The following is a 15,178-nucleotide window of genomic DNA, read 5'->3' as shown; positions in this document are numbered from 1 at the left end:
GATTGAATAGGACTAAATCAGATTAGCTTTGATGGATCATTAGCTTTGTAAGGATTCACCTTCACGTCACCATCGAATAACCGTATGATGATGCACATCAGATCGAATTAAAAATACGCTGAATTATTATGCCAAGCTCTTTATCACAATCTTTATTGCAATCTTTATCCAAACTAATTCAAGACTTTTCTATTACCGCTGTCTTTGCGGGATTTATTACTTTTCTCATTGGCATCAGTGTTTCTTCTGTATTGGTCATTCAAGCCGCTCAAATGTTGGGAGCAAACACAGCCCAAATCAGCTCATGGTTTTGGGCATTGGGTTTAAGTATCGGCTTGTCGGGATTAATTCTCTCTTGGAAATTTAAGTATCCAGTTGCAACTTCTTGGTCAACTGCTGGACTGGCACTCATTATTGCAACAGGAAGTGGTTATTCGCTGAATGAGGCAATCGCTGCATTTATCATTAGCGGCATCATCACTGCTATTCTTGGATTCCTTGGCGCGTTTGAGCGCATTCTCAACGTCATACCAAAGAGCTTAACCAGTGTAATGCTAGCAGGGGTTTTACTCAAATTTGGAATCGAAGTATTCGGAACATTACAAACCCATTGGGGATTTATTTTAATTTTATTAGCATCCTATGTTGTATTGAAAAAAGCATTACCACGTTATTGCATTGTCATTACAGTAATCATCGGTTTCGTAATTTGTCCTTGGTTTATGCAATTTCAAATTCCAGATTTAGATTTCTCACTCACTCAACCTGTTTGGATCAACCCAAACTTTACCCTACAAAGCTTGCTTGGATTAGCTATTCCCTTGTTTATTATTAACATGGCTTCGCAATACTTGCCTGGTATCGCAATGATCAAAAGTTATGGTTACCAACCCCATGTTCGCCAGCTTGTAGGATGGACAGGCCTTGCTCAAACTCTATTTGCTCCTTTTGGAGCATTTTCATCGAATATTGCAGCCATCAGTGCCGCGGCAAGCCTCGATGAACAAGCCCATCCTGACCCTCAAAAAAGATATATTGCGGGAATCAGCTGCGGATTCTTCTACATTATGATGGGGTTATTCGCGTCTACTTTGACGACTTTATTGATTTCATTTCCATCTGTCTTCATTGTCGCTTTAGCAGGCATAGCGCTTTTTGCAACGATCGGACATAACATCAGCATTGCTTTTCAGCAAATTGATGAACGTGAAGCAGCATTGATGACCTTCTTATTTTCAGCATCAGGCGTACAGTTTTTTGGAATTGGATCTGCTTTTTGGGGCTTAGTCTTTGGTTATGTGGTTTATCGAATCTTTAAACTCAAGATTTAGACCATTCATTATTAGTGCTGATTTAGAGTCACTATTCCCATAATCCTATGAAACAAATCCTAAGAAACATAAGTTCTAGCGTTAAAAAAAGCTTATTAGTTTTAATAAGCTTTTTGGTCAGTCACAGCATTTTCAAAAATCAGAAATGTCTAGATAGCAGGATATGATCCTGTACCTTCTGGCCAAGGTGTCAGCAATTCAAAACCGTCATCGGTAACAGCAACCATATGTTCCCACTGCGCCGAAAGCGACTTGTCAGCAGTCACGACTGTCCAACCATCTTTCAGCTCTTTGACCTTGGCCTTACCTGCATTGATCATTGGCTCGATGGTGAATACCATGCCCGTTTTCAGCACGATACCCTGACCCGCCTGACCATAGTGCATCACATTGGGTTGTTCGTGATAAACCTTACCAATCCCATGTCCACAATATTCACGGACAATGCTATAGCCCTCACGCTGAGCTACAGATTGAATAGCGAAACCAATATCCCCTAGAGTCGCCCCTAGTTTAACCGCATGGATACCCGCAACCATCGCCTCATACGTTGTATCCACTAATTTTTTTGCTTCAGGCTTGATACCACCGACATAGTACATACGACTGGTATCACCGTAGTAACCATCTTTGATAATTGCCACATCAATATTAATAATGTCACCATCTTCTAATATCGTTTTAGCGGATGGAATACCATGACACACCACTTCATTGGGTGAAATACACGTCGTTTTGGTATAACCGTAATAACCGATATTTGCAGGAATGACCTTTAAGGTTTTAACGATGTATTCATTACAAATATCATCGAGATATTCAGTCGTTACACCAGGCTTCACATACTCACCAATCATCGCCAAAACTTCTGCAGCCAAACGCCCTGAAATACGCAGTTTGGCAATATCTTCTTGAGTTTTGATTGTGATTTTTGATGCTTTCATGTGAGTCACCTCTAAGAACGTTGGACATAGTATATGCCTTTTACTTAAATTTCACAGATTGTTATATTTCTAAAAAAAACCAATCAAGCCTCTCATTGAACAAACTTTAACCAAACAAAAAATATTCACAAATATTCTAAAATCCATAATTCAATATTGTTTCTATTTTTTATTTAACTCATTAATAAATAATTTGTATATTATCAATCAATTAATTTTATTAATTATTAAGTTTAGACCTAAGCCCTTACATGACATACCATTTAACGAACTGAAGCTTCTAAAATACACCCTACAAAAAAAATTCTTTTGCTCTAAAATCGCTTCCTTTTGTTCAAACCACCTCCCATTATGACGAATTTAAGTACTCGGGATATTATTGCTTTAGGTTTTATGACCTTTGCACTTTTTATTGGTGCGGGCAATATTATTTTCCCTCCTATTGTGGCTCAACAAGCAGGTGAACATGTTTGGCTTGCAGCATTTGGTTTCTTAATCACTGCTGTGGGCTTACCTGTGATGACCATTATTGCTTTGTCACGTGTTGAAGGCTCGATTCAAGCGTTGAGTTCTCCGCTTGGAAAAGTTGCAAGTTTAATCTTAACCATTTCATGCTACCTTGCTGTCGGTCCATTATTTGCGACTCCACGTACTGCAACAGTTTCTTATGAAATTGGGTTCTCTTCATATTTTGGAACGTCCGCTTCAAGTTTATTGATCTATAGTGCGATTTATTTTGCATTCGTTACGCTTGTATCGCTCTATCCAAATAAGATTTTAGACACTGTCGGTTATGTCCTGTCACCTTTAAAAATCTTAGCCTTAATTATTCTTGGTGGTTCTGCATTTTTAATTCCTACAGGAATGATTCCAGCCCCTATCGATAACTATGTAGCCAGTCCAATCTCTGAAGGTTTCGTAAATGGTTATTTAACCATGGACACGTTAGGAGCATTGGTATTTGGTATTGTGATTATTAATGCCATTCGTTCACGCGGGGTGACCGATAAAGCACTGATTACCAAATATGCAGTGTACGCAGGTTTGATTTCAGGGATCGGTTTAACCCTTGTCTATCTCAGCTTATTCAAATTAGGCTTAGGAAGTCATGATATAGCGCCGAATGCTGCAAATGGTGCAATCATTCTGCATGCTTATGTGCAACATGCCTTTGGTGATTACGGTTCATTATTCCTCGGTGCAATGATTTTTATTGCGTGTATGGTAACTGCAATTGGACTGACCTGTGCATGTGCTGAGTATTTCTCGCAAATCACAAAACTCAGTTATCAAAAATGGGTTTTAATTCTCGTTGGTTTTGCATTTGTTATTTCAAACTTAGGTTTGACTAAATTAATTGCATTCTCAGTTCCGGTATTAAGTGCAATTTACCCACCTGCAATTACTGTGATTTTACTTGGTTTCTGCTGGAACTTTTTCAATCAACCTTCTCGAGTGATTGCACCCGTGACGGCGGTCGCTTTTGCGTTCGGAATCATTGATGGTTTAAAAGTGGCAGGATTTGAAAATGTTCTACCTCAATGGATTACGCATCTACCACTCAGTGCACAAAACCTCGCATGGCTTATTCCATCATTGATCGTTTTAGTTCTTTGCATTGCTATCGACAAGTTGAAGAAATAACAGATTAAATTGAATGGCGCTTCATAGTTTTACCCAAACCTTGAGCTGCTGGTGAGCAATAATCGTCTCGTTTATCCCACGGACTTTTATTGATTACACTTTAGATTTAATTTTTCCAGATGAACGATTAACAATAAAAATTAAATTTTCTTAAAAATATGATGACAAATTTTTTTTCATCCTTGTAAGTCTTTTGTTACAAGTACTCACTAAAGATGACCCATAACTATTTACGATTCTTCATAAACTCATTCACAAAGTACTCTTCATAAACATTGTATTTTCCTATTTAATTCTGATAGTTAATCCTTATCATGTGATTTAATCCACAATAAATTAAATTTAATCCGAAATTTTTGGTCTTTGTATTTTTATAAAATAAATAAGAATTTTATCAATGGTGTCATATTACTGTCACATTTATATTTCATAATAATGAGTTAAATCTTGCTTTATCTAAAAATATAAGTTAAAACTATAAATACAAATCCGACTAATTTCATTTGAATTGGTCTTCATTTCAACAGGAGGGATGGAGATGTTATCATTACATTTCAATAAGCAAGTCTTCATTAACACCCTGAAGGCAAATAATAATGCTGTAGTTTTTCTAAGTACGACAATAGCTTTAATGCTGACTTTATTGCTTCAAGGTACGATCCAAGGCAACTTAAAACCTGAATTTTTCGCTTATGCATTGGTTGTATCCCTTGCATTCTATACTTGGGCTTTTATTGATTTAAAATTCCGTACTGTCTCAGTAAACGAACAAAATAATACAACTGATTGACAGGTGGATGACCTCGTCATCCATCTTCAATCAGACATTGAATGATCTCAATATAATAAAAACCATAGCAAAAATATCCTTAGTGAACTCTTCATTCTAATCTTTTTACACTCATCCCGAATTACACTCATCCCGAATTAAGTATGATGGATTTCTCACAATTTTTAGATGCTTCTAAGCTACAAATCAAAAAAACTTCTTAAACAAAATTTCGTATGACATCAATAATCAGAATAGTCGTCGTTACCACCTCCCCCAATATTAAAGCAATCATTGCACTGCGCATTTACCATGCTTGAAGCGTAAATTTTCCGAGTTGATGTGGTTGTTTGAATTGATTCGTTGTGTCCTTAAGTAACCCATGCATGGCATAGCTGATAATCGCAAAACTAAAAAACAATAAATTGGTCAATACACAGATCAAATTTACACATTCACTCCAGCTCGAGTAATAAGCCATGACTCCAATAATCAAAGTCGCTGGCGCATATAACAGGCTACGTCTATGCGCAATATCTACATAATAATGCGCTCTAGCAACATCTGAATTTAAGATTTTTACATATTTCCATACACCTGTTACCATGCCTACCCAAAGAAAAACACCACTGAATATAATCGAAATTTTGACTGACCATTCCAATGGTTCTGGATTGAACATACTTCATTCCTCGGTTTATTTTTATTTCCTAAACCTTAAAACAGGATTAAAACGAAGATCTGATGACTTTTAAGTCAATCATTCACCTCTTTAAACGCAGTAAAACGGTATAAATTAAATTTAATTATCACCATTTATACTAGCGCATGACCACACCCTATGAAAAATTAAATATACCCTGTGCAGATCATTATCTCCTGGCTGCACGGTTCTACCCTGTTCAAGCAGATATAAAATTAAAACCGATCCTCATCAGCCCTGCCACTGGCATTACTATGAATTTTTACAATGCCTTTGCAATCTGGTTAGCTGAACAAGGTCACCCTGTCATGAGTTTTGACTTTAGAGGGATTGGTGAGTCCTTATATGGAAAATTAAAAGACTCAAAAGCCAGTATTCAAGATTGGGGACAACTTGATCTACCCGCCATGATCGATGCGTTATGTGAAAAAACAGGTGTAAACCATATTCTAATGATTGGACATAGTGCAGGTGGTCAACTTTTAGGTATCGCTCCAAATCATTGTAAAGTTGAAAAATTAGTTGCGATTGCAGGCTCTACAGGTCATGTTAAAAACTTAACAGGTCGCACCAAACTACTTGCCCCTTTAATGTTTAAGGTGGTTTTCCCAATCGCGCGAATAACCATCGGCTACGGTCCAACTCAAAAGATTGGTATGGGTGAAAACCTACCTAAAGATGTTGCTAAACAGTGGGCAGAATTTTGCAGTCAGCCCGGCTATGTGATCAATGCAATTGGTAAAACCATTTTTGAAGATTACCATGATCAAGTACGGACGCCGATTACAGCTTTATGGGCAACCGATGATGAAATTGCCACGAAAGCAAATGTAAAAGATTTATTAAGACTTTACCCCAATGTAGAGACTCAAATGATTGAAATTGAACCAAAATCATTTAATCAGCATTCAATTGGGCATATGCAGATGTTTAAAAGATCTCATCAGAATATTTGGCCAACAATTTTAGAAAATATTCGAGTTGCATGAATTCTTTAAATATAACTCATCTGAAAAAGTCAACTTAAACAATTTGACCAATAAAAGAAGCCTCACATGTGTGAGGCTTCTTTTATTGCGAAATCTTCATAATCAAAGGACTATTAAGCCAGAGTTGTAATTTTCACTGTCTTAATTCGTGTTTCATCCATTTCAAGAATTTCAAATTTCACTGATTCATGATCAATGATCGTACCCACTTTTACATCACCATTGGTTTTATCTAAGATAAGGCCAGCAACGCTGAAATAACCAGAATCTTCTTGAACCAGATCTAAGTCTAGAATATCAAGCGCCAATTCTAATTGATACAAGTCCAACATACCTGAAGCTTTCCAAGTCGTCTCATCCAACTTCACCAAATCAAGTTGTTCATCCGCATCTGGGAATTCACCCGCGATTGCTTCGAAAACATCTAGCGGAGAAATTAAACCTTGTATGTTGCCATACTCATTGGTCGCGAGAACCAAAGAACCCTTAGAGGTACGTAATGTATTAATGGCATCAATCACCTTCATTTTTTCATAAATGAAGATAGGACGAACTCGTTTAAGTAATTGTTTTAACTGCTCTGGATCATCTAAAGCATCAATCAATTCTTTCGCACGTACAATCGTAATCACTTTATCCAGTTGACCACGACATACTGGAAACAAGCTGTGCGGTACCGAAAGTACTTGCTCACGAATGGCTTCAACATCATCTTCAATATTGACCCAAGAAATTTGATTTCGAGGTGTCATAATCGAAGCAACTGGACGCTCAGCAAGTGAGAGTACCCCACCCACCATATATCGTTCTTCATCACCAAACGCTGCATTTGAATCATCAGCATTGTCATCACCTACGCTTGCATCAAGCTTGCTGCCCATCAACTTTAAAATTGAATCCGCAGTGCGATGACGAAGTGGGATTTTTGCTTCGTTCTTCTCTTGATTACGACTAGAGAATTGGTTAAATGCTTCAATAACAATCGCAACACCAATACCTGAATAGATATACGCTTTAGGGATATGAAAACCAAATCCTTCTGCGATTAAACTTACACCAATTAATAATAAGAAACTTAGGCACAAAATCACAACCGTTGGATGACGATTTACAAATTTGGTCAACGGCTTAGATGCGATTAACATCACGACCATTGCAACCACCATCGCAACCATCATCACGTAGATGTTATCTACCATACCAATTGCAGTGATCACAGAATCTAGTGAAAATACAGCATCAAGAATCACGATTTGCGCGACAACAACTGTAAATCCAGCATATACGACATTTGAAGTTGCTTTGATCTCAGGCTTACCTTCCATGATTTCATGTAGCTCAGTAACGGCTTTATATACAAGAAATAAACCACCAAACAACAGAATCAAATCTCGCCCTGAAAATGTTAAATCAAATACGGTAATCAATGGTTCGGTCAACGTGACCAACCATGAGATTGCAAACAGCAAACCCAGACGCATGAATAATGCGAGTGATAAACCAATGACACGTGCTTTATCACGTTGTTCAGGAGGGAGTTTTTCAGAAAGAATTGCGATAAATACGAGGTTATCAATACCTAGAACAATCTCTAGGATAATTAAAGTAATTAATCCAACCCAAATACCCGGATCTAATAGAAACTCCATATCAGATCTCCGTCTTCTTATTATTTAAATATGATGCAAAAAAATTTAACCAACACGGCGATGGATCCACAACAGATACCTTTTCAACTATAGATCTTGCTATTATGCATAAGAATTGTGATTTGTAATCAACAGATCATAAAAAAAATTATTTTTTTACATTTGATTGATCTAAGTCGAAAATTTAGATCTACCTTCAAACTTAAATTTGCATCTATAAAAGAATGATTATAATAAAAATTTCTTAATTGTTTAGAACCTAGATTAGCATTGGATTTGCCATAAAATCAGAGTTAATCTCAAGTTCAGACGGCTCCTTTCTATGCTAGCTAGCTTAATCATCAGCAAAATATAGATATCACATACCTTCCTTAGTCGCGTAAAATGCCATTTACAAAAAATATTTTTAATCTCAATTGCATATATGATTATCTTTACAATTTTATGAATACTTGATAATTACTATCCATAGTTAGCGACTTTTTATATATATTTTATCTATTTTACCCATAAGCTATTGAAGATATATTGATTTGTGTAAGAATTATCTATTAATATAGCTACACGCAAATAAAACGATTTATCAATAAAAACAATATTAAGGACACAACAATGTCAAAAAAATATGCTAAGTTTTTACCGACTTACGATTCATTTAATTTGGAGAATTTTCCATTTTATTGGGTATCTCAGGTTCATTCACAGTACGTCCTTAACGTCGATCACGTTCTTAAAAAGTATGGTGTTGATAATTCTCGACGCAGATTACTGCTCGCTCTTTCGACTAAACCGAATGCAAGTGTGTCAGAGCTGTCAGAAATGATCGTTTCTAAAATGTCGACCACCACTAAAATTGTGTATCGCTTAAAAGACGAAGGCTTTGTAGACACTTATTCTTGTCAAAATGATGCACGGATTACACGTGTCATACTCACCGAAAAAGGTACTGAAATGACGATCAAAATATCTGATCTGATGAGTGTGGTACTCGAACAATCTTTTGATGGCTTAACACCATTACAAATAGAAAAAATGATCGATAGTTTGAAGCATATATTTAAAAATTTATCTCATTAATGACAATACAATAAGTGGCGCATAAATTTAAAAGTTCGAAGCATATATAGCAACTGGCATAGATTAAAAGAAACCTAATTGATTAGGGCTTACGGTTTTTGAAGGCTTAGGACAGTAAAAACATTCAAACTCATCCACTGGAAATCCTTGGATGAATGTTTGAATATCTGTCGTTTTAAGACTTAACCACTCTTCCAATCTGTCGTGTGGAATAATCACAACTGAACGCTTCACATCTCCCGGCTCATGAAATTCTTTCATCATCGCATGATCAATCGCATCCATCGTAATCATGGTTGCTGAACGTATGATCTGATCTCCAATGCTGACAATCTCATATAACGCAGCAATAAAAAAAGCTTTTCCATCTTTACGACGTACACCCCACCGTTGTGCACGCCCATTGACGTATTTCATTTCATAGAATTCTGTAATGGGTATCACCCCGAAATTATGCTTGAGAAATGACCCTTGAAAACTACTTTTCTCTGCTAAGGTTTCATTTCTGGCATTGTAAGTAAACTTGATATCAGTTTTTTCATTTGCCCATTTAGGAATTAATCCAAAATTAACCAACCGCCATTCCAAGCCTTGTTCGGATTTAAACAGTAATGGAGTCTCGTAATTTGGATATATTTCAAGTTCATAATTAAAATTTATTTCAGGTAATTGTAGTTCTGGTATTTGTTGGAGTGTGATCGGCTTGAAGTTTGCGCACATGTAAAGGATCAACTCTTAATTCATTTAGCTTAAGTGAATGTTAACTCAAATTTAAAGCCAAACAATCTATCAAAAATGAAACAATTTTAATCTTTAGAAACTTTCAATAAAAAAGCCTCCGAAGAGGCTTTTTTACTAGACAGGATTAATCACCTGTATAACCTTTTAGCTTTAAACGTGCAGCATGTAGCAATGGCTCTGTATAACCTGCAGGTTGCTCTCCACCTTTAAAGATTAAATCAGATGCCGCTTGGAATGCATAACCATCAAAGTTAGGTGCCATTGGCGTATAAAGCGGATCATTGGCATTTTGCTGATCTACAATGACAGCCATACGTTTAAGTACTTCTTCAACTTGCGCTTTAGTCACAACACCATGACGCAACCAGTTTGCAACGTGTTGAGACGAAATACGTAAAGTCGCACGATCCTCCATTAATCCAACATCATTGATGTCTGGCACTTTAGAACAACCTACACCTAAATCGACCCAACGAACCACATAACCCAAGATCCCTTGGCAGTTATTTTCAAGTTCTTTGATTTTTTCTTCTTCAGTCCAGTTGGTGTCTGTCGCTAAAGGAGGCGTTAAAAGATCATCTAAAGACAATGCTTCAGTTTCTTTTAACTCTTTTTGACGTTGCGCTACACTGATTTGGTGGTAATGCATTGCGTGGATGGTTGCACCTGTTGGTGATGGAACCCATGCACAGCTTGCACCTGCTTCAGGATGCTCAGTTTTAGATTTGTACATGTCAAGCAACATATCTGGTTTTGGCCACATGCCTTTACCAATTTGCGCTTTACCACATAAACCCGTTTGTAAACCGATCATCACGTTACGGTTCTCATACGCTGGGAACCATGTTTGCGCTTTCACTTCGCCTTTACGAACGAATGGACCTGCTTCCATAAATGTATGGATTTCATCACCTGTACGGTCCATGAAACCTGTATTAATAAAGATGGTACGGTCTTTCGCTTGTGCGATACAGTTCTTCAGGTTTACAGATGTACGACGCTCTTCATCCATAATACCAATTTTCAGCGTCTTCGCAGGTAAACCTAGTGCTTGCTCAGCACGTTCAAATAGTTCAACTGCAAATGCAACTTCTTCAGGGCCATGCATTTTTGGTTTAACGATGTACATAGAACCTTTACGCGAGTTCTTGATTTCGTTTTCACCTTTGATATCTGCAAAAGACAATAATGGCGTGATTAACGCATCCATAATACCTTCGTAGATCTCAGCGCCATCTACAAGAATCGCTGGGTTTGTCATTAAGTGACCTACGTTACGCAGTAACATCAATGAACGACCGTGCAGTTTAGTTTCACCACCGATTAAGTTCTTGCATGTACGGTCTGGGTTTAATGCACGAGTAACCGTTTTACCGTTTTTCTCGATAGATTCTGTTAAATCGCCACGCATTAAGCCTAACCAGTTACGGTAGCCTTCAACTTTTTCTTCAGCATCAACAGCCGCAACAGAATCTTCCAAATCCTGAATGGTGGTGACAGCAGATTCTAAGATTAGATCTTTAACGCCAGCCGCATCAGTTTGACCAATTGGGCTTGTTGCATCAACAGCAATAATGACGTGCAAACCGTTGTTTAAAAGAACGATTTCGTTGGGCGCAGCTTCTTCGCCGTTATAACCAACAAATTGTGCTTCATGCGCAAGTGTAGTTTGTGAACCATCTTTCAAGGTTACAACCAATTGGTTGTTTTGGACTGCATACTTCGTTGCATCTGCATGCGAACCATTTGCAAGCGCAAAGTTTTCATTTAAGAAGTTTTTAGCAAACTCGATAACTTTAGCACCACGTATAGGGTTATAACCTTTACCTTTTTCTGCGCCACCCTCTTCTGGGATCACATCAAAGCCGTAAAGCGCGTCATATAAAGAACCCCAACGTGCGTTAGCTGCGTTTAAGCAGTAACGTGCGTTACGTACAGGTACCACCAATTGTGGACCTGCCAATAATGCAATTTCTTCATCTACATTTTCAGTGGTAATTTGAAAATCTTCTACTTCTGGTAGCAAGTAGCCAATTTCAGTTAGGAACGCTTTGTAAGCACCTAATTCAAATTTATTATTGCGATGCCATTCATCAATTTTGGCTTGAAGGTCATCACGCTTAGCAAGTAATGCTTTATTTTTTGGACTAAGATCAACAACAACTTGTTCAAAGTTTTTCCAGAATGTTTCACTGTTTAAACCTGAACCTGGTAAAGCTTCATTTTCGATAAAATCGTAGAGTTCTTTAGCAATCGCTAACTTGCCTTTTTGAATACGTGCAGTCATTGTCTTTCCTGATATTGCTACTTTTTATACAAGAGATTCTTAGTATACCCATTTATACTGAGCTGAATAGTAATATCACATTCCTAAATAGCGAGCATTTTAAAATCAACACATGATATGTTTGAGCGACTAAAAAGCTCTGGAAATATGATTTAAATCAACAATTCGAATCTTTATTTACACTATATAGTTTTTCTTAAAATCAACATTAGACTAAAGTGCCGATTTCAATCGATATCTAGCGTACATCAGCTTCTTTGTTGAATTTGCGACCAATCTGATTAAGCCATGAATCTTTGAATTTGTCGATAACTGCTCAGTAACTCATCCATAGATCTAAGCGATCATACGCTGATATGCCGATAAAAAAAGCAACAATGTATCAGCTCATGATTTTGTTAAAAATTAAATAGAAGCTCTTAGACACTATTAAAACTTTAAAGAATCAGGTGCATTATTTCTATCTGGTTCTTCAAGCTGAGATTTGGAAGAAAGGATTAAAATTCGCAACCAAATAAAATCGACTAAATTATTCCCACTATATAGATTCAAATTTAGTTAATATCCATTAAAAAGGAGACATAAAGTCTCCTTTTTTTAAACAAAACTTAAGCTTAAAACTGCTCTACTGCACTTTTTTCAGTCGATGTGATTTGCTTATGTTCAGATTGTAGGTATTCGTCTGATTGCATTTCTAACAAGCGTGAACGTGTACGCTCAATCTCAAAAGCTAAACGCTCACCACTATAAATATCAATAATATTGGCATGGGAAGTCAAAATCAGCTTCACGCCACGGTCATAAAACTCATCAACCAAGTAAATAAAACGGCGTGTTCCTTCAGATAATACATCATTCAAATCAGGAACATTACTCACCAAAATTGTATTATAAATATTGGCAATTTCAATGAAGTCCGCAGGACTACGCGGCTTCATACAGAGTTCTCTAAACTCACACCAAAGTACATCTTCAGTATGCCCAATCGTTTCAATTAAACGATTATTAATGGTGATCGGCTCACGACTCACCGTTTGAGTCTGAGTCAAAGCCGCGAATCGCTCTGAAATCCAAACTTGATGTTCTTCGGTCAGCGGTGACTTAAACAATTGTGCTTGTTTTAGAACTCGTAGACGATAATCCACACCCGCATCAACATTCAAAATTTTACAATTCTTCTTCACCATTTCAATGGTAGGAATAAAACGGTCACGGTGAATGCCATTTTTATATAAACCGTCTGGTGCAATATTTGATGTTGCCACTAAGGTAATGCCGCGATTAAATAATTTTTGGAACAAATCACTAATGATCATCGCATCGGTCACGTTAGAGACAAAAAACTCATCAAAACAAATGACAACAGCTTCTTTATAGATTTGATCGGCGACGATATCGAGGGGATTCTGCTTGCCCGAATTTTTATTCAACTCTTTGTGTACATGTTGCATAAAGTGATGAAAATGCATACGCATCTTACGGCGGAATGGAATGGAATCATAAAACTGATCCATTAGCCATGTTTTACCACGTCCTACACCACCCCACATGTACACACCTTTAGGTGGGGTTTGACGACGAAAACGGCGAAATGCCTTTTTAGAGGCTTTGTAGCGGTTGATCAACTCTTCCCATACACGATTCAACTCATGTACTGCTTCCGCTTGAGCATCATCAGGCATAAATTGCCCTGAAGATATCGCTTGCGCATATCGTTCAGACGGTGAATAAATGGTGCTATTACTCGTGTTTGGTACTGAATTTTGATCTAACATAACATTTATATACTATTTTTTGGGCTAGTGAAATTATATAGAAATAATTAAAAAGTTAAATAAAACTTTGGGCTTAGCAAAAAAGCCAATAATATTTTAAATGATCTATATTGCGCTATTTTCTATATTGGCGTGGACTGTGACCAAACCAACGTTTAAATGCATGATTAAAAGCCGAAGGCTCCGAATAGCCAAGCATTTCCGCTATACGCTCAATCGACACACTATGATCATCAATCAACTTAAGCGCTTTATGTCGAATCAATTGTTCACGTATATCTTTATAACTGGTGTTATGTTGCTTTAATTGATGACGTAAAGTGCGCTCTGGAATATTCAAGGCTTGAGCTGTCTCAGCCATACTCGGGATATATCCACGTTGAATATCTAAAAAATCACGCACACTTTCAATCAAATGAGTTTGCAGTATGTCATCAGTTTGAAATCGAATGATTTCATTCTGACACTTATCTTCGTACAATCGAAAAGTGATTGCATCTGAAGATGGTATCCCAACCTCCAAAATGGATGGTTGAAAAACAAACCGCGCATAATCACAGTCGAAATATAACTCTTTTCCATAGTATTGCTGGAACTTAGACAGCATATCTGCATCTTGAGGCGGGGAAAATGGCAATTCCACTCTAATTTCAGGAAAACCTAAACCCGCCATCATGTGAATTTCTTGTAGAAACTTAAGCGTTCCTGAAATTTCGCAATGTGCTCTAAATAATCCAAGTGACTGATCTAAAAGCTGAGATTGATATTCTAAAGCAACATAGTCAGATTTTTTTTTCAATAATAAATGCCCTGACAAATGTGTCAAAGACTGATATTGAATGGCATTTTTTAATGCTGTCTCTACAGTTGAGCTGGTCAGTAATAGCATTAACAGTGACCCATATCCTGCTAGCGCATAATGTTGACCAATGTCTAATCCTAATTCAGGTGCAATATCTTTCGCGATAGCACGCAATATATCCCATTCTAAATCTGGATGAATCACAGCAGCGGGATCGAATGAATCTGCTTTTAAACCAATTTGCTTTAATCGTTGATCCACAGGTATTCCTGCTTGACGCATTCCCTGTATCAAATACATTAAACCTAAAATTGATCGTTTCATGTTGCATGAATTAAATAGGACATGACTCGTTTTAACTTAAATCGAGACCAAACGATATTGCCGAAAATATCAATTTTAACTGTCTTGAATATCATGTTGTTTTGAGCTGAGTTTGTTTAAGATACTTTAAAAGAAAAATATGG

At 37.0% G+C, this 15,178-nt stretch carries 11 protein-coding genes and 1 pseudogene; 5 read left to right on the top strand and 7 right to left on the bottom strand.

The features are described 5' to 3' along the window. Positions 1 to 128: 128 nt before the first annotated feature. Positions 129 to 1,331 (top strand): benzoate/H(+) symporter BenE family transporter, encoded by a 1,203-nt coding sequence (locus tag AC5YCE_RS07515; protein WP_496171580.1) that lies wholly within the window; start codon positions 129 to 131, stop codon positions 1,329 to 1,331. Between the two features lie 149 nt (positions 1,332 to 1,480). Here the strand turns inward: AC5YCE_RS07515 and map are convergent, their stop codons facing one another. Next, positions 1,481 to 2,275, bottom strand: a complete 795-nt coding sequence (map, locus tag AC5YCE_RS07510) for a type I methionyl aminopeptidase (RefSeq protein WP_496171579.1) — start codon at positions 2,273 to 2,275, stop codon at positions 1,481 to 1,483. A gap of 351 nt (positions 2,276 to 2,626) precedes the next feature. On the opposite strand from map, the gene brnQ reads away from it, so the two are divergent. Further along, positions 2,627 to 3,919 carry a branched-chain amino acid transport system II carrier protein gene (gene brnQ, locus AC5YCE_RS07505; protein WP_496171578.1) on the top strand — a complete coding sequence of 431 codons (1,293 nt, stop codon included), beginning with the start codon at positions 2,627 to 2,629 and terminating at the stop codon, positions 3,917 to 3,919. Positions 3,920 to 4,457: 538 nt separating this feature from the next. After that, entirely contained in the window at positions 4,458 to 4,709 is a 252-nt protein-coding gene (locus AC5YCE_RS07500; protein WP_496126845.1) for a hypothetical protein, read from the top strand. Between the two features lie 199 nt (positions 4,710 to 4,908). Here the strand turns inward: AC5YCE_RS07500 and AC5YCE_RS07495 are convergent. Further along, positions 4,909 to 5,370 (bottom strand): annotated as a pseudogene (locus AC5YCE_RS07495) (hypothetical protein). Between the two features lie 146 nt (positions 5,371 to 5,516). On the opposite strand from AC5YCE_RS07495, the gene AC5YCE_RS07490 reads away from it, so the two are divergent. Beyond that, positions 5,517 to 6,380, top strand: coding sequence for an alpha/beta hydrolase family protein (locus AC5YCE_RS07490; RefSeq protein ID WP_496171577.1), 864 nt, complete (start codon positions 5,517 to 5,519; stop codon positions 6,378 to 6,380). 113 nt (positions 6,381 to 6,493) lie between these two features. Here the strand turns inward: AC5YCE_RS07490 and AC5YCE_RS07485 are convergent, their stop codons facing one another. Then, positions 6,494 to 8,029, bottom strand: coding sequence for a TerC family protein (locus AC5YCE_RS07485; RefSeq protein ID WP_496126843.1), 1,536 nt, complete (start codon positions 8,027 to 8,029; stop codon positions 6,494 to 6,496). 612 nt (positions 8,030 to 8,641) lie between these two features. Here AC5YCE_RS07485 and AC5YCE_RS07480 point away from each other — a divergent pair. After that, complete coding sequence (locus AC5YCE_RS07480; protein ID WP_496171576.1) at positions 8,642 to 9,106, top strand: MarR family winged helix-turn-helix transcriptional regulator; 465 nt, start codon at positions 8,642 to 8,644, stop codon at positions 9,104 to 9,106. A gap of 63 nt (positions 9,107 to 9,169) precedes the next feature. Here AC5YCE_RS07480 and AC5YCE_RS07475 read toward each other — a convergent pair whose 3' ends face one another. The 4 genes from AC5YCE_RS07475 to AC5YCE_RS07460 all read right to left on the bottom strand — a co-directional run bounded on the left by AC5YCE_RS07475 (position 9,170) and on the right by AC5YCE_RS07460 (position 15,035). After that, on the bottom strand, positions 9,170 to 9,826 hold the full coding sequence (locus tag AC5YCE_RS07475) for an SOS response-associated peptidase (protein WP_496171575.1): 657 nt from the start codon (positions 9,824 to 9,826) through the stop codon (positions 9,170 to 9,172). Positions 9,827 to 9,971: 145 nt separating this feature from the next. After that, positions 9,972 to 12,134: a malate synthase G gene (locus AC5YCE_RS07470; RefSeq protein ID WP_496171574.1), complete on the bottom strand. Its 2,163-nt coding sequence runs from the start codon at positions 12,132 to 12,134 to the stop codon at positions 9,972 to 9,974. Positions 12,135 to 12,748: 614 nt separating this feature from the next. Continuing rightward, complete coding sequence (zapE, locus tag AC5YCE_RS07465; protein ID WP_496171573.1) at positions 12,749 to 13,909, bottom strand: cell division protein ZapE; 1,161 nt, start codon at positions 13,907 to 13,909, stop codon at positions 12,749 to 12,751. Positions 13,910 to 14,024: 115 nt separating this feature from the next. Further along, a complete protein-coding gene (locus AC5YCE_RS07460) occupies positions 14,025 to 15,035 on the bottom strand; it encodes a helix-turn-helix domain-containing protein (protein ID WP_496171572.1) in 1,011 nt (336 codons plus the stop codon). Positions 15,036 to 15,178 lie beyond the last annotated feature (143 nt).

The sequence above is a fragment of the Acinetobacter sp. CY79 genome (genome assembly GCF_059515845.1).
This window is presented reverse-complemented; position numbering and strand designations above follow the sequence as displayed.

Coding starts and splice junctions, on each gene's coding strand:
- AC5YCE_RS07515 (WP_496171580.1), top strand. CDS start 129: ATGCCAAGCTCTTTATCACAATCTTTATTGCAATCTTTATCCAAACTA.
- map (WP_496171579.1), bottom strand. CDS start 2,275: ATGAAAGCATCAAAAATCACAATCAAAACTCAAGAAGATATTGCCAAA.
- brnQ (WP_496171578.1), top strand. CDS start 2,627: ATGACGAATTTAAGTACTCGGGATATTATTGCTTTAGGTTTTATGACC.
- AC5YCE_RS07500 (WP_496126845.1), top strand. CDS start 4,458: ATGTTATCATTACATTTCAATAAGCAAGTCTTCATTAACACCCTGAAG.
- AC5YCE_RS07490 (WP_496171577.1), top strand. CDS start 5,517: ATGACCACACCCTATGAAAAATTAAATATACCCTGTGCAGATCATTAT.
- AC5YCE_RS07485 (WP_496126843.1), bottom strand. CDS start 8,029: ATGGAGTTTCTATTAGATCCGGGTATTTGGGTTGGATTAATTACTTTA.
- AC5YCE_RS07480 (WP_496171576.1), top strand. CDS start 8,642: ATGTCAAAAAAATATGCTAAGTTTTTACCGACTTACGATTCATTTAAT.
- AC5YCE_RS07475 (WP_496171575.1), bottom strand. CDS start 9,826: ATGTGCGCAAACTTCAAGCCGATCACACTCCAACAAATACCAGAACTA.
- AC5YCE_RS07470 (WP_496171574.1), bottom strand. CDS start 12,134: ATGACTGCACGTATTCAAAAAGGCAAGTTAGCGATTGCTAAAGAACTC.
- zapE (WP_496171573.1), bottom strand. CDS start 13,909: ATGTTAGATCAAAATTCAGTACCAAACACGAGTAATAGCACCATTTAT.
- AC5YCE_RS07460 (WP_496171572.1), bottom strand. CDS start 15,035: ATGAAACGATCAATTTTAGGTTTAATGTATTTGATACAGGGAATGCGT.